At 61.0% G+C, this 18,429-nt stretch carries 13 protein-coding genes; 4 read left to right on the forward strand and 9 right to left on the reverse strand.

Features of this window, described 5'->3' with window-relative positions; all coding sequences use genetic code 11:
- Nucleotides 1-157 precede the first annotated feature (157 nt).
- Nucleotides 158-3,358, forward strand: a complete 3,201-nt coding sequence (gene rne / locus ACFZPT_RS11270; protein ID WP_080758777.1) for a ribonuclease E — start codon at nucleotides 158-160, stop codon at nucleotides 3,356-3,358.
- A gap of 59 nt (nucleotides 3,359-3,417) precedes the next feature.
- On the opposite strand, the gene ACFZPT_RS11275 is transcribed toward rne, so the two are convergent.
- The 3 genes from ACFZPT_RS11275 to ACFZPT_RS11285 all read right to left on the reverse strand — a co-directional run bounded on the left by ACFZPT_RS11275 (nucleotide 3,418) and on the right by ACFZPT_RS11285 (nucleotide 6,453).
- Nucleotides 3,418-4,002, reverse strand: coding sequence for an NTP transferase domain-containing protein (locus tag ACFZPT_RS11275; protein WP_034099899.1), 585 nt, complete (start codon nucleotides 4,000-4,002; stop codon nucleotides 3,418-3,420).
- Nucleotides 3,999-4,985 (reverse strand): XdhC family protein, encoded by a 987-nt coding sequence (locus ACFZPT_RS11280; protein WP_034114868.1) that lies wholly within the window; start codon nucleotides 4,983-4,985, stop codon nucleotides 3,999-4,001. Before ACFZPT_RS11280 ends, ACFZPT_RS11275 begins: the two co-directional genes overlap by 4 nt.
- 136 nt (nucleotides 4,986-5,121) lie before the next feature.
- Nucleotides 5,122-6,453 carry a dicarboxylate/amino acid:cation symporter gene (locus ACFZPT_RS11285; RefSeq protein ID WP_034099901.1) on the reverse strand — a complete coding sequence of 444 codons (1,332 nt, stop codon included), beginning with the start codon at nucleotides 6,451-6,453 and terminating at the stop codon, nucleotides 5,122-5,124.
- 340 nt (nucleotides 6,454-6,793) lie between these two features.
- On the opposite strand from ACFZPT_RS11285, the gene ACFZPT_RS11290 reads away from it, so the two are divergent.
- Nucleotides 6,794-7,792: an AraC family transcriptional regulator gene (locus tag ACFZPT_RS11290; RefSeq protein ID WP_034099902.1), complete on the forward strand. Its 999-nt coding sequence runs from the start codon at nucleotides 6,794-6,796 to the stop codon at nucleotides 7,790-7,792.
- 99 nt (nucleotides 7,793-7,891) lie between these two features.
- Here the strand turns inward: ACFZPT_RS11290 and ACFZPT_RS11295 are convergent, their stop codons facing one another.
- From ACFZPT_RS11295 to ACFZPT_RS11305, 3 genes are read right to left on the reverse strand one after another with little or no spacing between them, the layout of a single operon-like run.
- Complete coding sequence (locus tag ACFZPT_RS11295) at nucleotides 7,892-9,238, reverse strand: ATP-binding protein (protein ID WP_034099903.1); 1,347 nt, start codon at nucleotides 9,236-9,238, stop codon at nucleotides 7,892-7,894.
- Nucleotides 9,235-9,912, reverse strand: coding sequence for a response regulator (locus ACFZPT_RS11300; protein ID WP_034099904.1), 678 nt, complete (start codon nucleotides 9,910-9,912; stop codon nucleotides 9,235-9,237). Before ACFZPT_RS11300 ends, ACFZPT_RS11295 begins: the two co-directional genes overlap by 4 nt.
- 18 nt (nucleotides 9,913-9,930) lie before the next feature.
- Entirely contained in the window at nucleotides 9,931-10,239 is a 309-nt protein-coding gene (locus tag ACFZPT_RS11305) for a hypothetical protein (RefSeq protein WP_034099905.1), read from the reverse strand.
- Between the two features lie 135 nt (nucleotides 10,240-10,374).
- Here ACFZPT_RS11305 and ACFZPT_RS11310 point away from each other — a divergent pair, with 135 nt between their 5' ends.
- Nucleotides 10,375-11,100: a 4'-phosphopantetheinyl transferase gene (locus ACFZPT_RS11310; RefSeq protein ID WP_034114869.1), complete on the forward strand. Its 726-nt coding sequence runs from the start codon at nucleotides 10,375-10,377 to the stop codon at nucleotides 11,098-11,100.
- Here the strand turns inward: ACFZPT_RS11310 and ACFZPT_RS11315 are convergent, their stop codons facing one another.
- Both ACFZPT_RS11315 and ACFZPT_RS11320 read right to left on the reverse strand, forming a co-directional pair.
- Nucleotides 11,101-12,717: an ATP-binding protein gene (locus ACFZPT_RS11315; RefSeq protein WP_034099907.1), complete on the reverse strand. Its 1,617-nt coding sequence runs from the start codon at nucleotides 12,715-12,717 to the stop codon at nucleotides 11,101-11,103. It abuts the gene before it with no gap.
- Nucleotides 12,714-13,439, reverse strand: a complete 726-nt coding sequence (locus tag ACFZPT_RS11320) for a response regulator (protein WP_034114870.1) — start codon at nucleotides 13,437-13,439, stop codon at nucleotides 12,714-12,716. The genes ACFZPT_RS11315 and ACFZPT_RS11320 overlap by 4 nt, the downstream gene beginning before the upstream one ends.
- Before the next feature lie 786 nt (nucleotides 13,440-14,225).
- On the opposite strand from ACFZPT_RS11320, the gene ACFZPT_RS11325 reads away from it, so the two are divergent.
- A complete protein-coding gene (locus tag ACFZPT_RS11325) occupies nucleotides 14,226-17,120 on the forward strand; it encodes a ribonucleoside-diphosphate reductase subunit alpha (protein WP_034099909.1) in 2,895 nt (964 codons plus the stop codon).
- 104 nt (nucleotides 17,121-17,224) lie between these two features.
- Here ACFZPT_RS11325 and ACFZPT_RS11330 read toward each other — a convergent pair whose 3' ends face one another.
- Nucleotides 17,225-18,304, reverse strand: coding sequence for a hypothetical protein (locus tag ACFZPT_RS11330; protein ID WP_379555352.1), 1,080 nt, complete (start codon nucleotides 18,302-18,304; stop codon nucleotides 17,225-17,227).
- Between the last annotated feature and the right edge of the window lie 125 nt (nucleotides 18,305-18,429).

Here is an 18,429-nt window from a genome sequence, read left to right on the forward strand (position 1 = left end):
CAGGACGCGTCCGTCGCGACTCCCGCCCAATTGGCAGGTTTTGCTGGACACTGGAGTGGCCAACCACTCTTGACGCACCTGACACCGACCGTGAGAAGTCGTGTGTGCCGAACGCCGTTTCCGGCAGCCCGGAAACCGACGGTACAACATGAAAAGAATGCTGATTAACGCAACTCAACCCGAAGAGTTGCGTGTTGCACTGGTAGATGGCCAACGCCTCTACGACCTGGACATCGAATCCGGTGCACGCGAGCAAAAAAAGGCCAACATCTATAAAGGCCGTATTACTCGCATCGAACCAAGCCTTGAGGCTGCCTTTGTCGATTTCGGCTCCGAGCGCCACGGCTTCCTGCCCCTCAAAGAAATCTCCCGCGAATACTTCAAGAAAGCCCCAGAAGGCCGCGTGAACATCAAGGACGTCCTGAGCGAAGGCCAGGAAGTCATCGTTCAGGTGGAAAAAGAAGAACGTGGCAACAAGGGCGCCGCCCTGACCACCTTCATCAGCCTGGCCGGCCGCTACTTGGTACTGATGCCGAACAATCCGCGTGCCGGCGGCATCTCCCGCCGCATCGAAGGCGAAGAGCGCAACGAACTGCGTGAAGCGCTCAACGGCCTGATCGCCCCGGCCGACATGGGCCTGATCGTGCGCACTGCCGGCCTGGGTCGCAGCAGCGAAGAGATGCAGTGGGACCTCGATTACCTGCTGCAACTGTGGACTGCCATCAAGGAAGCCTCGCTGGATCGTTCCGCGCCGTTCCTGATCTACCAGGAAAGCAACGTAATCATCCGCGCCATCCGCGACTACCTGCGCCAGGACATCGGCGAAGTGCTGATCGACAGCGTCGAAGCACAAGACGAAGCCCTGACCTTCATCCGCCAGGTGATGCCGCAGTACGCCAGCAAGATCAAGCTGTACGAAGACAGCGTCCCACTGTTCAACCGTTTCCAGATCGAAAGCCAGATCGAGACCGCTTTCCAGCGCGTGGTCGAACTGCCTTCCGGCGGCTCCATCGTGATCGACCCGACCGAAGCCCTGGTGTCCATCGACATCAACTCGGCGCGCGCCACGAAAGGTAGCGACATCGAAGAAACCGCCCTGCAGACCAACCTGGAAGCGGCCGAAGAAATTGCCCGCCAGCTGCGCCTGCGCGACATCGGCGGCCTGATCGTGATCGACTTCATCGACATGACCCCGGCCAAGAACCAGCGCGCCGTGGAAGAAAAAGTCCGCGAATGCCTCGAAGCCGACCGTGCCCGCGTGCAAGTGGGCCGCATCTCGCGCTTCGGCCTGCTGGAAATGTCCCGTCAGCGCCTGCGTCCTTCCCTGGGCGAGAGCAGCGGCATCGTCTGCCCGCGTTGCAACGGCACCGGCATCATCCGTGACGTTGAATCGCTGTCGCTAGCAATCCTGCGCCTTATCGAAGAAGAAGCCCTGAAGGACCGTACCGCCGAAGTCCGCGCCCAGGTGCCGATCCCGGTGGCCGCGTTCCTGCTCAACGAAAAACGCAACTCGATCACTAAGATCGAACTGCGTACCCGCGCTCGTATCGTGATCCTGCCGAACGACCATCTCGAAACGCCGCACTTCGAAGTGCAGCGTCTGCGTGATGACAGCCCGGAAGCCCACAGCGGTCAGTCCAGCTACGAAATCGCTGCTGCCGCTGCCGAGGTGGAAGAAGTCCAGCCAGCCGCCGCAACCCGCACCCTGGTCCGCCAGGAAGCCGCCGTGAAGACCGCTCCAGCCCGTGCCAACGCACCGGTTCCGGTTGAGGCCGCTGCACCGGTTGCCGCACCAGCCGCGATGCCTGAACCAAGCCTGTTCAAAGGCCTGGTGAAATCCCTGGTTAGCTTGTTCGCCACCAAGGAAGAGCCTGTCGCACCGGTCGTCGTCGAAAAACCTGCCGCCGAGCGCCCAGCGCGCAACGAAGAGCGTCGCAACGGTCGCCAGCAAAGCCGTAACCGCAACGGTCGCCGTGACGAAGAGCGCAAGCCTCGCGAAGAGCGTGCACCGCGTGAAGAACGTGCGCCGCGTGAAGAGCGTCAGCCTCGTGAAGCCCGCGAAGACACTCCGACCGTAGCCCGCGAAGAGCGTGCACCGCGTGAAGAGCGCGCGCCACGTACGCCGCGTGCCCCGCGTGAAGATCGCAAGCCTCGCGGTGAGCGTGAAGAGCGTGTGCGTGAACTGCGCGAGCCTCTGGATGCCGCCCCGGCCGTTGCCGCTGCTGCTGCCACCGAAGAACGCCCAGCCCGTGCGCCTCGCGAAGAGCGTGCGCCACGAGAAGAACGCCAGCCTCGTGCCCCGCGTGAAGAGCGTCAACCGCGCGCCGAGCAGGCCGCTGCCGCAAGCGAAGAGGAAGTGCTGACCGGCGAAGAGCAGCTGCAGGAAGACGGTCAGGACAACGCCGAAGGCGATCGTCCACGCCGCCGCTCCCGTGGCCAGCGTCGTCGCAGCAACCGTCGTGAGCGTCAGCGTGATGCCAACGGCAATGTGATCGAAGGCTCGGAAGAGACCGGCGAGAACACCGAAGGCGCCAACAGCGAGCCGACCACTACTGAACTGGCTGCAGGTCTGGCCGTTACCGCAGCGGTTGCCAGCTCGGTTATCAGTGCACCGGCTGAAGCCCAGGCTCATCAGCAGGCTGAACGCGCTACCGCCGCTGTCGAGGACACCGTTGTCGCCGAAACGCCTGTGGTGCAGACCCCAGCAGTTGAAGCGCCGGTAGTAGAAGCAACAACTCCGATCGAAGCCCCCGTGGTACCGGAAGTGGAAGTCGCACCGGTTCGCGACGCCCAGCCAGTGACCGACGTGGTTGCGGTTGAAGTGGCGCCAGTGGCTGAGCCTGAACCCGTGGTTGAAGCCGCTGCACAAGCGCCGGCTGTAGAAGAAGCCGCCCCGGCAGTGCGCGAAGTTCGTGAAGAACAGACCGCCTTCCAGTGGACCGCCGAACCTGCTGCGCCGGTTGAAGCGCCTGCGCCGGCGGCGGAAGAAGCACCGGCACCGGTTGCCGAAGTGGTAGTTGCCGAGCCTGCACCCGTGGTGGAGGCCGCTCCGGTGGCTGAACCTGCGCCTGTGGTTGAAGCGCCCGTGGTTGCCGAAGTCGCCGCGCCGGTAGTTGAAGCCTCACCGGCCAGCGCCTTGACCGAAAACGGCCGTGCGCCGAACGACCCGCGTGAAGTGCGTCGTCGTCGCAAGGAAGCCGAGGCGGCCGCCGCTGCGGCAGCTGCTGCACCGGCTGTGGTTGAAGCTGTCGAGGCGCCAGCCCCGGCTGCAGAAACCGTGACTGAGCACTCTGCTGTCGAAGAAGTGGCCGAGCGCAAGGTTCAGGAAGAAGAACACGAGCCTAAACCTCTCGTCTGATTCCAACTGCTACTAAAAAGCCCCGCCTGAGTGATCAGGCGGGGCTTTTTTATATCGGATCAGCGGTAATTAAGGCGCTCTGGTACATCTACATCCCATAACACGCCTGGGTCATTCACCGGCACCTCCCTCACAGCCGTCGGTGTAAACAAGAGCCTGGCACCTCGATCACCCGCTAACGCCTTCAACCCCGGCCCGAAGTCACGCCCAAACGCCACAGGGTGACCATAACGGCCCTCCTGCACTGGCACGCGAATGCCCTGCTCCGGCAGCCCCTGAATCACTTGCTCGATGCTGGATGACTGGATAAAGGGCATATCCCCCAGTACCACCAACCAACCTTCGGCCGTAGCGCTGGCCGCTACCGCCGCTGCGATACTGTCGCCCATGCCTGCTGACGTCAGTTGCAAAACCTTACAGCCATGTGCCTCGGCCAACTGAATCACCTCGGCACGCTCCGGCGACGTCACCAGCCAGCGCTCTACCACGCACGTCGGCAAATTCACCAACACCTGCTCGATCACCGGCCGCGTCACCCCGTCCAGCCCCAGGCAAGGCGCCAGCAATTTATCCTGATCAGCTCCCGCCTCGGCGCGGAAACGACTGCCCTGCCCCGCCGCCAGCACAATCGCGGTGACGGTCATTCGGCCACCACCGGCAGCGGCTTTTTCTGCATCGGTGCTACACCGTTTTTGATCGCGACAATTTCCGCCATCAGCGACAGTGCGATTTCCGACGGCGTATGACTGCCGATATGCAAGCCGATCGGCCCATGTAGCCGCGCTATCGCCTGCGCCGACAGGCCCAGCGCCGACAAGTTCTCCCGGCGCTTCTGACTGTTGACCCGCGAGCCCAGCGCGCCAATGTAGAACGCCCGGGAATCCAACGCCGTCAGCAGCGCCATATCGTCCAGGCGCGGGTCATGGGTCAGGCAAACGATGGCCGTACGCTCGTCGGTCTGGATAGACAGTACCGCTTCATCGGGCATACCGGGCACGAAGCGCCCGTGTTGCGCCTCCCAACCGTAGACGAACTCTTCGCGGGGGTCGCAGATAAGCACTTCGAAATCCAATAAGCGCGCCATTTCCGCCACGTACCGCGACAATTGCCCGGCGCCGATCAGCAGCAGACGCCAGCGCGGGCCATAGATGGCGCGCAAGCGTTCACCGTCGAAATTCAGGCCATCGGTCTTGGTGGCGCTGCTCAAGGTAACCTCGCCCGTGGCCAGGTTCAGTTCCCGCGCGACGATCTCATGGGCTTCGCAACGCGCCAACAGGTCGGCGACCCATTGCCAGTCCAGCACCCGCTCTTCGGTCAGGCGCAAGGTGCCGCCGCAGGGCAGGCCAAAACGCGCGGCCTCGTCCTGGGTCACGCCGTAGGTCACTAACTGCACCGGCGGCCCGTCGTCCGTCAGGCGGCCGTCGTGCAAGCGGGCTATCAGGTCATCTTCGATGCAACCACCAGACACCGAGCCGATGACGATACCATCGCCGCGCAGCGCCAACATGGCGCCCGGTGGACGCGGCGCGCTGCCCCAGGTCTGGACCACGCTGTACAACACCACTCGCTGCCCGGCACGACGCCACTCCAGCACACTGCGCAGCACATTCAGATCCACACTGTCCATCAAGCCTCCCGCGGGCAATATCGCGCTTACTGTAACCAAAAAATAACCCGGGTGCCGCGCGCCAGAAACGCAAACGCCCCGAACAAGTCGGGGCGTTTGCGCAGAGCTGGGGGCGTCAGTTCACGCCATTAGCGGCTTACTTGACCACCGGTGCAGGACCTTCGGCCACACCCAGGTCATCGAGTTCACGGGTTTCGGAAATACCGGTCCCGCCAGATGCCAGTTCGCTGTGCAGCTTGTCGGTATCCAGTTCTTTCACCCACTTGGCCACAACGATGGTGGCAACGGCGTTACCCACCAGGTTGGTCAGCGCACGGGCTTCGGACATGAAACGGTCGATACCCAGAATCAGCGCCAGACCGGCAACCGGCAGGTGGCCAACGGCCGACAGGGTTGCAGCCAGTACGATGAAACCACTACCAGTCACGCCCGCAGCACCTTTGGAGGACAGCAGCAGCACCAGCAGCAGGGTGATCTGGTGGGTGATGTCCATATGGGTGTCGGTCGCCTGAGCGATAAACACGGCCGCCATGGTCAGGTAGATCGAGGTACCGTCGAGATTGAAGGAGTAGCCGGTCGGGATCACCAGACCTACTACGGATTTCTTCGCACCCAGGCGCTCCATCTTGATCAGCATGCGTGGCAACGCGGATTCGGAGGAGGATGTACCCAGAACGATCAGCAGCTCTTCACGAATGTAGCGGATCAATTTCAGCACGCTGAAACCGTGAGCGCGGCAGATGGCGCCCAGCACCAGGACCACAAACAGCACGCAGGTGATGTAGAAGCAGATCATCAACTGGCCCAGTTGCACCAGGGAACCCACGCCGTAGGCACCGATGGTGAACGCCATGGCGCCCAGGGCACCGATCGGCGCCAGCTTCATGATCATATTGATGATGTTGAACATCACGTGAGCGAAGCGATCAATAAAGTCCAGCACCGGCTTGCCGTAAGCGCCCAAGCGGTGCAGGGCAAAGCCGAAGATCACCGAGAACATCAGCACTTGCAGAATGTCGCCGTTGGCGAAGGCGCCGACGATGGTGTTCGGGATCACGTTAAGAATAAAGCCGACAATGCTCTGGTCTTTACCGGCGGTGACGTAAGCAGCCACTTTGGACGCGTCCAGGGTCGACACGTCGATGTGCATGCCGGCGCCCGGTTGCACGACGTTGACGACGACCAGGCCGATCAGCAGGGCAATGGTGGAGACGATTTCGAAGTAGAGCAGCGCATAGCCACCGGTTTTGCCCACCGATTTCATGTTCTGCATGCCGGCGATGCCGCTGACAACGGTACAGAAGATGATTGGGGCGATGACCATTTTGATCAGTTTGATGAACCCGTCACCCAATGGCTTGAGGGCCACGCCGGTCTGCGGGTAGAAGTGACCGAGCAAAATACCGATAACGATTGCAACGATCACCTGGAAATACAGGGATTTGTAGAGTGGCTGACGAGTCGTCATTGCAAAATTCCTCAATCGTCCCGTGTGGCAAATATCCGCCATTGCCCACGACACTTGAATTGCGAACCCTCCTGCACTGGAGGGATTTGTTGTTTGCGAGGGCTGTGAGATAAGTCCTGCGCTGTCTTACCTATCGCAAACGTCGTGCCACTTTGCGCAAATCCGCTTTATGCCTTAAGACAGCGGGCCCTGCGTTTACAAGCGGCCCCTCCAAGTAGACGAGCACATGGCGGATTTCCGCCGTACCGACCGATAGCATCCTGCAATTTGGCGGATATCCGCCTTGTCGCTCCCACTCGGTGGTGGCTACCATCGGCCGTTCTATGGACGAGGGCCCCCTATGCGCGAACGTACCATCGCCAGCCACTTTGCCCGTGCAGCCCTGGGCGGTGCGCGGCGGGTCGGTTACGACTATTCGGCCCTGCTGCAGCAGGTGGGCATTGCCCAGGAGCTGCTGAGCGAACCACGCGCACGCATCGCACCGGAACAATTTACCCGACTGTTGCAATTGCTCTGGTTGGCGCTGGACGACGAATACCTGGGGTTTGCTGAAGGCCCCAGCAAACGCGGCACCTTCGCCATGATGTGCCACGCGCTGATCCACTGCCGTACCTTGGAGAAGGCTCTGGAACGCGGCTTGTTGTTTTATAGCCTGTTCCCGCAGGGGCCCCGCTGGCAGCTGACGCGTGAAGGGGAAATGGCGCACTTAAGCCTGGACCACACCCAACTCTGGGACCCGGACCACTTCCTCAGTGAATGCCTACTGGTCATCTGGCATCGGCTGGGCAGTTGGCTGATTGGCCAGCGCATTCGACTGCACCAGGCCACCTTCGCCTACCCGAAACCGGCCCACGCCAGCGAATATGATCTGCTGTTCCCGTGCCCTCAGGTATTCGGTGCACCGAACAGCAGCCTGGTGTTTCCGGTGCGCTATTTGAGCCTGCCACTGCTGCAGGACGAGCGTACCCTCAAGCATTTCCTCGAACGCTCCCCCGCCGACCTGCTCTCACGCCCGGACGAAGGCGACAGCCTGAGCAGCCAGTTGCGCCGCCTGCTGAGCCGCGACCGCACGCCTTGGCCGGACCTTGAAGCGGTTGCCCAGCACCTGCACATCAGCCCGCAGACCCTGCGCCGACATCTGCGCGAAGAAGGCACCAGTTTCCAGGCACTCAAGGATGAACTGCGGCGAGACATCGCCATTTTTCACTTGGGACGGGCGGACTTGTCATTGCAGGAAATTGCCGAACAGTTGGGATTCTCCGAGCCCTCGGCGTTTCATCGGGCGTTCAAGAAGTGGACAGGGCTGACGCCGGGCGCCTATCGCGAGCAGGAGAGTTAGAGAGGTGGTGTTGGTGCGCCTCATCGGGAGCAAGCTCCCTTCCCCATTTGTACGGGTTCGCGCATCAAAAATGCGGGCGAGCGAACCAGCTACAACTGATCACACGGCCGGAAAGTGAATCCTGAACGCCGCGCCGCCCAGGGGTGAATCGTCCAGGGTCAAGCGCGCGCCGTAACTTTCGATGATGTCTTTGACCACCGCCAGGCCGATGCCCTGACCCGGGTGTTGGCGGTCCAGACGCTCGCCACGTTGCAGGATGCGCGCACGTTGGTCCGGCGGCACACCGGGGCCGTCATCTTCGATGCACAACTCGGTGCCGTCGTCGCTTTCCACCAGGCTGACGCGCACCTGGCTCAGGCACAGGCGGTAGGCGTTTTCCAGCAGGTTGCCAAGTAGTTCGAGCAAGGCGCCCTTCTCGATGGGCACGTCACACTCCTCTGGTAGCTGGAAAGACACCGTCACCGCTTTGTCGCGGTACACCTTGCCCAGGGTATCGCAAAGGCTTTGCACTACCGGCTCCAGACGCACCTGATGGCGCACCAGGCCGCTTTTACGCAGGCTGGCGCGTTGCAACTGGTAGCTGATCTGTTGGCTCATGCGCTCGATCTGTGTTTGCAGCACCCTGGCCTGGTCGCGGTCCGCAGGGCGTTGAGCCATGTCTTCGCTCACGCCCTGCAAGACCGCCAGCGGGGTTTTCAAGCTATGGGCCAGGTCGTCGAGGGAGTCGCGGTAACGCGCCCGCTGTTCCCGTTCGCTGTGCAACAAGCGGTTGAGCGAGCCCGTCAGGCGCAGCAGCTCGCGGGGGTGCTGCTCGGACAAACTCTCGCGGGTGCCGCCTTCAATCTGGTCCAGTTCCTGGCTCAACCGCCGTAGCGCCTGCAAGCCCCAGGTCAGGCCCAGCCACAACAGAGTCAATAACACCAGCAATGCCGCGCCGAAGCCCAGATAGAGGTTTTCGCGCAGGCCTTCGAGGGTCAGTTGGTATTCGCGCACCGGTTGCAGGGCCACGATGCTGAACGCCGCGCTCTTGCCGCCGAGCAGCTTGACCTCGACGTCATACACGAAGAATTCCTGGCCGTTGTCTTCGCGAATCCGCGCAAACTCATTGCCGCGTCCGTCATAGCGCGGTTTGTAGTTGATGTTTTCTTCGCGGGTCGCGCGCGAGCGCCATACCAAATGGCCTTCGCGGTCGTAGATGTAACCCAGCAGCCGACTGTCGGCGAGGTTGAAGCGCTCATCGGGCAATTGCGCAGGCATCAGCAAGTGGTTGTTTTCCACCCGCGCGGCGGAGATCAGCGTGGTGACGTCCGACGCCAGGCGCTGCTCGATGGAATCCTGCAACGCCAGGCTGAAGGCGCCTTGCATCGCCGGCAGCAAACCGAGCATAAACAGCACGGCCAGGGTGGCGGCCGCCAGCATCAAGCGCACACGTAGCGAGCGAATCAACGGCAGCGCTCATTGAACAGATAGCCCAGGCCACGCACGGTGTCGATTGGCTTGAACCCGGCCGGGCCTTCCAATTTGCGGCGCAGGCGGCCGACCAGCACTTCGATGACATTCGGGTCGCGCTCGTCGTCGTCCGGGTACAACTGCTCCATCAAACGATCCTTGGCCACCACTTGCTGGTGATGGCGCATCAGGTATTCGAGGATGCGGTATTCGTAGGCGGTCAGCGCCAGGGGTTGCTCGTCGAGGGAGGCTTGCTTGCGGTTGATATCCAGCAGCAACGGCCCGGCGACGATGGTGGACTGGGTAAACCCGCTGGAGCGGCGCAACAACGCATTCATCCGCGCTTCCAGCTCTTCGAACTGGAAGGGTTTGACCACATAGTCGTCGGCGCCGGCGGCCAGGCCTTCGACCTTGTCCTGCCAGTTGCCGCGCGCGGTGAGGATCAGGATCGGGAACGTCTTGCCCTTGGCGCGCAACTGGCGAATCAGGTCCAGGCCGCCCATGCCGGGCAGGCCCAGGTCGATGATGGCCAGGTCGTGATTGAACTGGCCGGTCTGGTACAAGGCTTCCTCGGCGTTGGCCACAGCCTCGACCACATGGCCACTGTCGGTCAGGCGGGTAAACAGGTGATGGCGCAGCAGCGCCTCATCTTCCACCACCAGCAATTTCATAAGGCTCTCCAAAGCAAATCAACTGTCCGACTGGGTGACATCATAGCGGCCCTGCAGGTCTTGCGGGCGCAGTTTAATGCCATTGAATTGGCCGGTCAGGTGCGCATAACCGACGCGGTAGGCTGGCTGCGCGGCGGTGGCGCCCAAGGGTTGGCCCCAAGGCGAGGCTTGGCTGCTGACCTCTTCGAAGTTCACACGATGGATCAGGCTACTGGGCTTCCTGGTTTTCTCCCTGCCGAATTCGGCGAAAGCGCCTTCGGATGCCTGGGCGCCAGCGGTGGCACTCAGCAGGGTCAAGGCCAGCATCAGCTTTTTGATCGCAGTCATGGTGTTACCTCATACGCGTTTGGCTGTAGAGCCAGACTACGCAAGCGCCCCTGAACTCCCCCTGAACAGGCTCTGAACCCAACCTGAACCGGCGCGGGCTATCCTGTGGCGCGGCAACTGGGCAAAATAGCGCCCATGAATCCTCTACCCGCTTGCTGCACCCCACTTGACGCCCGCTGGCCGTTACCCGAACGCTTGCCGGGCACGGTATTCCTCAGCACCCGCTTCGATCCTGCGTCACTGGTAGCGGATGATTTCCAACGTTGCGCCGTGCCGCCGCCGGCCAGTATCCAGCGTTCGGTCGCCAAGCGTCAGGCCGAGTTCCTCGCCGGTCGTGCGTGCGCCCGCGCCGCGCTGCATCAGCTCGGTCACCACGACTGCATCCCGGCCATTGGCGAAGACCGCGCGCCGGTATGGCCCACGTCTATCAGCGGCTCCATCACCCACAGCACCGGCCACGCCGCCGCGATTGTCGGGCACAAGGCGCAGTGGCGCGGCCTGGGGATGGACTTGGAGAACCTGCTGAGCCTGGAGCGGGCGCAACGCCTGGCCGCGGAAATCCTGACCGCCGATGAGTTGCAACGCATGGTCGCCCTGGCGCCAGAGCAGGTCGCCCTGCTGGTGACCTTGACGTTTTCCATCAAGGAGAGCCTGTTCAAGGCGCTCTATCCGATTGTGCAGAAGCGCTTTTACTTTGAGCACGCCGAGTTGCTGGAGTGGTCCGAAACAGGCCAGGTGCGCCTGCGGTTGCTGACGGACCTGTCCCATGAGTGGTGCCAGGGCAAAGAGTTGCAGGGGCAGTTTGTGCTCGACGATGGTCAGCTCTTGAGCGTCGTGGCGGTATCCAACCAGCCCCATTGATCAATCTGCCGGTTTTTCTTGGCTCCGCGGCCAGCTCAGGCTGAAACACGCCCCGCCCAGGTTGTTGCTCTTACCGATCAACGCCCGCCCGCCGTGCCAATAAATGATGCGCCGTACGATAGACAGGCCCAAACCATGGCCTCCCGAAGCGCGGGTGCGACTGTCGTCCAGGCGCAGAAACGGCGTGAAGATACGCTCCCAAGCGCTTTGCGGCACGCCGGGGCCGTCATCCTCCACGTCGATGCGGCAACGTACCTGGCCTACCTGATAACTGATCAACACTTGCCCCTGGGCATGACGCATGGCATTGGACACCAGGTTCTGCAACGCGCGATGCAGATAGCGCGGCTCGGCATCGACCCAGGCGTCATCCCAATGCACCGATGACAGACAAATGCCACGACTGACGGTGATCTGCGGGCGCAGTGGCGACAATTCGCCGATCACCTGATCGAGCAACGCATTGAGGTCCACCCGCTGGAAATTCAGCGCCGGCGAGCCTTGCTCCAGGCGTGCGTAGGTGAGCATTTCGTCCACCAGTCCATCCAGATCCTGGATATCGCTGTCCATACCGTCCAGGTACTTGCGTCGCGCTTCCGGCGTGGCGGCATCGCCTAGCATCTCCAGGCCAAAGCGCAGGCGCGCCACTGGCGTGCGCAGTTCATGGGACACCGCACGCACCAGTTCGCGCTGGATCGCCAGCAATTGCTGCAAGTGCTCGGCCATGCCATTGAACGCCGCCGCCAAGCGCCCCACCGAGTCCGCGCCACGGGCCGGTACGCGCACTTGCAGATTGCCCTTGGCGATACGGGTAGCCGCCGCTTCCAGCCCTTTGAGCCGGCGCTCCAACTGACGGACTAAGAAATAGACGATTAAGCCGATCAGGGTCAGGCCGATCAACGCAATCAGGATCAGCCATTGCGCCGGGTACGGGTTCATTTGATACAACGGGCCGATTTCCAGCACCCAAGGCGTGCCGACCATACCGGCGAACACGCGGATCGAATCGCCGCCTTTGCCCAGGGCCATCACCGTGTCGCCCTCGGACACGCGCCGACGCTGATCATCGTCCATGTCGGCCTGGTCGAGGGTCATCAAATGCATGTCAAAGCCGAAACCCTTGGCTTCTTTGATATCCGCCAGCCGCTGCGGCTGCTCGGCCTCGGGATAGCGCACCAGCTCATCGACCAGTAAATAAATAGTCGCGCGGGCCAATTGCTCGCTGATCTGCTGCACTTCGCCGGTCAGTACCAGTTGTTCCTGCTCGCTGACCAGGCGCACCACCCGCGCCGCGTGGGGGCCGGTCTGTTCCACCAGAACTTGGCCGCGTTGCAGGCGCGTGCGCTGGCTGAGGTCCAGGCGGGCTTCGGCGAGGGTGCGCAACTCCAGAGGAATGCCTAACAGACGTTCCCATACCGCCAGGGCGCGCTGACGTTCAATGGCGCTCATGGGCTGCAGGTTGTCGCCCATCAAGGCAAACGTGCCGTGGGCCAAGCGTTCGCGATACTGACCACTGCGCACCTCATTAAGCAGGTGCAGCGCCAGCACGCCAAGCAACGCCACCAGGATCAGCGCGGCGCACATGCCGCCGTAGATACGCAGGAAGATCGAGTTCACAGCGGCATGTCAGCGGCGGCTTCGGGGACGAACAGATAGCCTTTACTACGGATGGTCTTGATCAGGCGTGGGTGGATCGGGTCGTCGCCGATTTTCGGGCGAATCCGCGAGATGCGCACATCGATGGAGCGATCCTGGCCGTCATAGCCGACGCCACGCAGGGCGATGAAGATTTCTTCGCGGGACAGGATGCGCCCGGCGTTGGCCACCAGCAGCCACAGCAGGTCGAACTCAGCGCTGGTCAGCTCGATACCGGTGTCATGCAGCCAGGCTTCGCGCAGGGCGTTGTCCACCACCAGCGGGCCGAACTGCAGGCGCCGTTGCAGCTCCACCGTCGCCGGTTCTGCCGGCTCGCTGCGGCGCAACAGCGCTTGGATACGCGCCAACAACAAGCGCGGACGCACGGGTTTGCACACATAATCGTCGGCGCCCAGGTCGAGGCCGAGCACTTGGTCCATGTCGTCGGTGCGCGCGGTGAGCATCAGGATCACGCCGTCATAGCGTTCGCGCACTTTGCGGCAGATGCTCAGGCCGTCTTCGCCAGGCAGCATCAGGTCGAGGATCACCAGGTCCGGTTGCTCGTCGATGATGCGCTCAGCCGCCAGCGCTCCATTGCCTTCCACCGCAACCCTCAGACCGTTGCTTTGCAGGTAATCACGGGTCAACTCGGCCAATCGCTCGTCGTCTTCGACGATCAGGATTTGCCAGGCGTCATGCTCCATCCGCTACCTCGGTTGTATTTATTGTTGGAGAAGCCCAAGGGGCCCGCGTCTATGCAAGATGCCAGGGTGATCGCCGAGCTCGTCTGCAGGAAGGCGCGCTCCTACAGCTGTCATCTGGCAAGGGCAAACTACCGCCGATTGTAGCCATGGGCCAGCCTTCAAACACAAGCCAGGAAATCCATTCGGTGATCACCTTTTTTTGTGATAGGGTTCGCGCCCTCAAAAATCCAACCGGCTGTTTTCATCTTGGAATATTCAGTGACAAACGGCTGAATCCAGCAGTGCTGCGGCCTACGCGGGCGTTCCACGTTTCATACACATTTTACCCACAGCGTTATCCACAGGCCGTGCGTTGCTAAGCCCTCCAAAACGCATTATCTTGTAGCTCGGCGCTAAAAAACCCCTACATGTAGGGTTTTAAGCGAAACCACCAAACACAGATCAGACAAGAAACTCAAGTCATTTCTTGCTCCCGTTTGGTTGAACCAAAGCAATTTTTGAAAGCCCAAACCGCGCACGCGGATGGCGACCGTTTTCAAGCTTCAACAGCGCAAAACGGTATGGGTGTTGCAGTGCTTGAATCCGGCAACTGTCACCTAACAGGAATACGGCCACGGGCATTGAGCCCCGAACCGAAGACTTCGGCATGGAAGCGGCGCGAACAGCCCCCTTCCTACTGTCCCGAAGTTGTTATGCCAGGCCCAGGCCTGCTGTAAGTGCTTCAGGACGGAACGGTGGGCACCGTGATGGTGCCCAAATAAATATAGAATGTGGAGACACCCCCCCATGCAAACCGACACAACTCGCGAGAACCCGCAGGGCTCCGTGCCGCAGGCCGCCGATTCAACTATGGATCTGTCCGCCACTGCACCTGGCCAACTGCGCGTGATCAAGCGTAACGGCACTGTCGTTCCTTACACCGATGACAAAATCACCGTCGCCATCACCAAAGCGTTTCTTGCAGTTGAAGGCGGCACCGCTGCCGCCTCGTCGCGTATCCACGACACCGTTGCCCGCCTGACCGAACAAGTCACCGCAACCTTCAAGCGTCGCATGCCCTCGGGCGGCACCATCCACATCGAAGAAATCCAGGATCAGGTCGAACTGGCCCTGATGCGTGCCGGCGAACAGAAAGTCGCCCGCGACTACGTGATCTACCGCGATTCGCGCGCCAAGGAACGTGCCGTGCGCACTCCCGCCGAAGAAGCAGCGGTACAAGCGCACCCGTCGATCCGCATCACCCTGGCCGACGGCAGCTTTGCGCCGCTGGACCTCGGCCGCCTGAACACCATCATCACCGAGGCCTGCGAAGGCCTGGAAGAAGTCGACGGCGACCTGATCCAACGCGAAACCCTGAAGAACCTGTACGACGGCGTGGCCCTGACCGACGTCAACACCGCGCTGGTGATGACTGCCCGTACCCTGGTTGAACGCGAGCCGAACTACTCGTTCGTGACCGCGCGCCTGCTGATGGACACCCTGCGTGCCGAAGGCCTGGGCTTCCTGAAAGTCGCCGAAAGCGCCACCCACCATGAAATGGCCGACCTGTACGCCAAGGCCCTGCCTGCGTACATCGCCAAGGGTATCGAATTCGAATTGCTGAACCCGGTCCTGGCCACTTTCGACCTGGAAAAGCTCGGCAAGGCCATCAACCACGAGCGTGACCAGCAGTTCACCTACCTGGGTCTGCAAACCCTGTACGACCGTTACTTCATCCACAAGGACGGTATCCGCTTCGAACTGCCGCAAGTGTTCTTCATGCGCGTGGCCATGGGCCTGGCGATCGAAGAGAAGCACAAAGAAGACCGCGCCATCGAGTTCTACAACTTGCTGTCGTCCTTCGACTACATGTCCTCGACACCGACGCTGTTCAACGCCGGCACCCTGCGCCCACAGCTGTCCAGCTGCTACCTGACCACCGTGCCGGACGACCTGTCGGGCATCTATCACGCGATCCACGACAACGCCATGTTGTCCAAATTCGCCGGTGGCCTGGGCAACGACTGGACGCCGGTGCGTGCACTGGGCTCCTACATCAAGGGCACCAACGGCAAGTCTCAGGGCGTCGTACCGTTCCTGAAAGTGGTGAACGACACCGCCGTCGCCGTTAACCAGGGTGGCAAGCGCAAAGGCGCTGTGTGTGCCTACCTGGAAACCTGGCACATGGACATCGAAGAGTTCATCGAGCTGCGCAAGAACACCGGTGACGACCGTCGTCGTACCCACGACATGAACACCGCCAACTGGATTCCTGACCTGTTCATGAAGCGCGTCTTCGATGACGGCAAGTGGACCCTGTTCTCGCCCTCCGAAGTACCGGACCTGCACGACCTGACCGGCAAGGCCTTCGAAGAGCGCTACGAGTACTACGAAGCCCTCACCGAGTACCCAGGCAAGGTCAAGCTGTTCAAGACCATCCAGGCCAAAGACCTGTGGCGCAAGATGCTGTCCATGCTGTTCGAAACCGGCCACCCGTGGCTGACCTTCAAGGACCCGTGCAACCTGCGCAGCCCGCAGCAGCACGTGGGCGTGGTCCACAGCTCCAACCTGTGCACCGAGATCACCTTGAACACCAACAAGGACGAGATCGCCGTTTGCAACCTGGGCTCGATCAACCTGCCGAACCACATCGTCAACGGCAAGTTGGACACCGCCAAGCTGGAGCGCACCGTCAACACCGCCGTACGCATGCTCGATAACGTGATCGACATCAACTACTACTCGGTGCCACAGGCGCAGAACTCCAACTTCAAGCACCGCCCAGTGGGTCTGGGGATCATGGGCTTCCAGGACGCGTTGTACCTGCAGCACATTCCTTACGGTTCGGACGCTGCGGTCGAGTTCGCCGACAAGTCCATGGAAGCGGTCAGCTACTACGCGATCCAGGCTTCCTGCGACCTGGCCGACGAGCGCGGCGCCTACGAGACATTCCAGGGTTCGCTGTGGTCTAAGGGCATCCTGCCGCTGGACTCGCAACAGATCCTGATCGAAGCCCGTGGCCAGAAGTACATCGACGTTGACCTGAACGAAACCCTGGACTGGGCGCCGGTACGTGCCCGTGTGCAGAAAGGTATTCGTAACTCCAACATCATGGCCATCGCACCGACCGCCACCATCGCCAACATCACCGGCGTGTCGCAGTCGATCGAACCGACTTACCAGAACCTGTATGTGAAATCGAACCTGTCGGGCGAATTCACCGTGATCAACCCGTACCTGGTTCGCGACCTGAAAGCCCGCGGCCTGTGGGACTCGGTGATGATCAACGACCTGAAGTACTACGACGGTTCCGTGCAGCAGATCGAGCGCATCCCGCAAGAACTCAAAGAGCTCTACGCGACTGCATTCGAAGTAGACACCAAGTGGATCGTTGACGCCGCCAGCCGTCGTCAGAAGTGGATCGACCAGGCGCAGTCCCTGAACCTGTACATCGCCGGCGCTTCGGGCAAGAAGTTGGACGTGACCTACCGCATGGCTTGGTACCGTGGCCTGAAAACCACCTATTACCTCCGCGCCCTGGCCGCAACCAGCACTGAGAAGTCGACCATCAACACCGGTAAGCTGAACGCAGTGTCCAGCGGCAACCACGGTGATGATTCGGTACTCGCCGCCCCGGCCGGCCCAGCGCCAGTGCCAAAGGCCTGTGCTATCGACGAGCCGGATTGCGAAGCTTGCCAATAAGCTGAGCGTGCCTCGGGCTTAACCGTCCAAGGTTAAAAAAAACCCCGATACGCCTGATGGCGTATCGGGGGTTTTTCTTTTATCTGACGAAATACCAAAGCGCTTTAGATCAGCACAGTCGCAATGCCCGACTCAGGTGCTAAACCTCGCCGCCCCCATTTCTCAATGCGGCCGTCGATCACCGCCATTGAATGCCCACCGTACTCCACCGTCCCCACTTTGCTACTTCTCAAATCGGCATCGGTTGCTGGCCGGTAATGCCCTCTCAAGCTCAAACGGTCCAGGCCTTCTCGCGCATACTCTCCATTGTTAAGACTTTGCATCGCCGCCATGAAACTGCGTCCAGCCACGCCATCGTTATTTTCCTTCTGCGCACGTTTGGCGCTAACGGCGTACATGAAATTGGCATTGGTCAACATCTCGGGGTCATCCCCTCTAAAACGCGCGTGAAGCGCGGCTTGTTTCAGCTCGTCCTTGGACAAATGGACTTTGACCCCGTCTCTCATTTCCACGTCATAACCGTCACCGGCCTCTTTAACGCTTTTGAAAACATCCGTAGGTTTCTTGCCGAAATGCATCATGGCCGCCTTTATGGCTGAAACCGTAATGCAATTGCCGTCAGGCCCTTGGAAAAAGCCACTCCAGATATTGCCAGCCCCTCTTCCCTTGTCGGGTTTAACCCCAGGATTACTGTTGTCCGGCTTATAGTCGTAGAAATTCGCGCCTTCGGTAATCGGCTTGTCGCTCATGGATTCCGAGGGGCCGAAATCCTGCGGATTAACTTGGCCGCCACCGCCGCCACCGCCACCTCTGGGTAGTGACGGTGCCGGGGGAGCCGGTGGTGTCACTTCATCAGGAAACCACTGTCCCAACAGCCGCTTGAGAAACTCAAGCCACTCGCCTCTCGCCTCTTCGATCAGCTTGTTCAAGATCTCCTTGAATTTTTCGTCACCCAGCTTTTCGCGCAACGCATTCAACTTGTCCCGTACGTCCTGAACCGTTTGCGACTTGTTGTCTTTTGTTGCATCAAATAGTTCGTTAAGCAGTGCCTTGACCGTTGAAGCCTCGCTGACCGGTTCCACGACATCTGAAGTCGACTGCCTGGCATCCACCCCGTAAAGCACACTCACGGCGCTGCGCCGCGACGCTCCCGCAATTGCCATCACCACCGCCCCTCTGTTCATTGCAGTGCCCCCCATGGGGTTCTGCTCACTTCAGTGGCGAGACTGGAACGGGCGTTCCTGCCAATGCGTAACAGCAATTAACTGCTGCCCTCCGATCACTTTTCTGCGCCCACAAAAAAGCCCCT

The sequence above is a fragment of the Pseudomonas sp. MD330_10 genome (assembly GCF_042610415.1).
GTDB classification, from domain to species: domain Bacteria; phylum Pseudomonadota; class Gammaproteobacteria; order Pseudomonadales; family Pseudomonadaceae; genus Aquipseudomonas; species Aquipseudomonas rhodesiae.

Bases quoted from the DNA above. Each gene is read 5' to 3' on its own strand.
- rne (WP_080758777.1), top strand. From the start codon at position 158: ATGCTGATTAACGCAACTCAACCCGAAGAGTTGCGTGTTGCACTGGTA.
- ACFZPT_RS11275 (WP_034099899.1), bottom strand. From the start codon at position 4,002: ATGACCGTCACCGCGATTGTGCTGGCGGCGGGGCAGGGCAGTCGTTTC.
- ACFZPT_RS11280 (WP_034114868.1), bottom strand. From the start codon at position 4,985: ATGGACAGTGTGGATCTGAATGTGCTGCGCAGTGTGCTGGAGTGGCGT.
- ACFZPT_RS11285 (WP_034099901.1), bottom strand. From the start codon at position 6,453: ATGACGACTCGTCAGCCACTCTACAAATCCCTGTATTTCCAGGTGATC.
- ACFZPT_RS11290 (WP_034099902.1), top strand. From the start codon at position 6,794: ATGCGCGAACGTACCATCGCCAGCCACTTTGCCCGTGCAGCCCTGGGC.
- ACFZPT_RS11300 (WP_034099904.1), bottom strand. From the start codon at position 9,912: ATGAAATTGCTGGTGGTGGAAGATGAGGCGCTGCTGCGCCATCACCTG.
- ACFZPT_RS11305 (WP_034099905.1), bottom strand. From the start codon at position 10,239: ATGACTGCGATCAAAAAGCTGATGCTGGCCTTGACCCTGCTGAGTGCC.
- ACFZPT_RS11310 (WP_034114869.1), top strand. From the start codon at position 10,375: ATGAATCCTCTACCCGCTTGCTGCACCCCACTTGACGCCCGCTGGCCG.
- ACFZPT_RS11320 (WP_034114870.1), bottom strand. From the start codon at position 13,439: ATGGAGCATGACGCCTGGCAAATCCTGATCGTCGAAGACGACGAGCGA.
- ACFZPT_RS11325 (WP_034099909.1), top strand. From the start codon at position 14,226: ATGCAAACCGACACAACTCGCGAGAACCCGCAGGGCTCCGTGCCGCAG.
- ACFZPT_RS11330 (WP_379555352.1), bottom strand. From the start codon at position 18,304: ATGAACAGAGGGGCGGTGGTGATGGCAATTGCGGGAGCGTCGCGGCGC.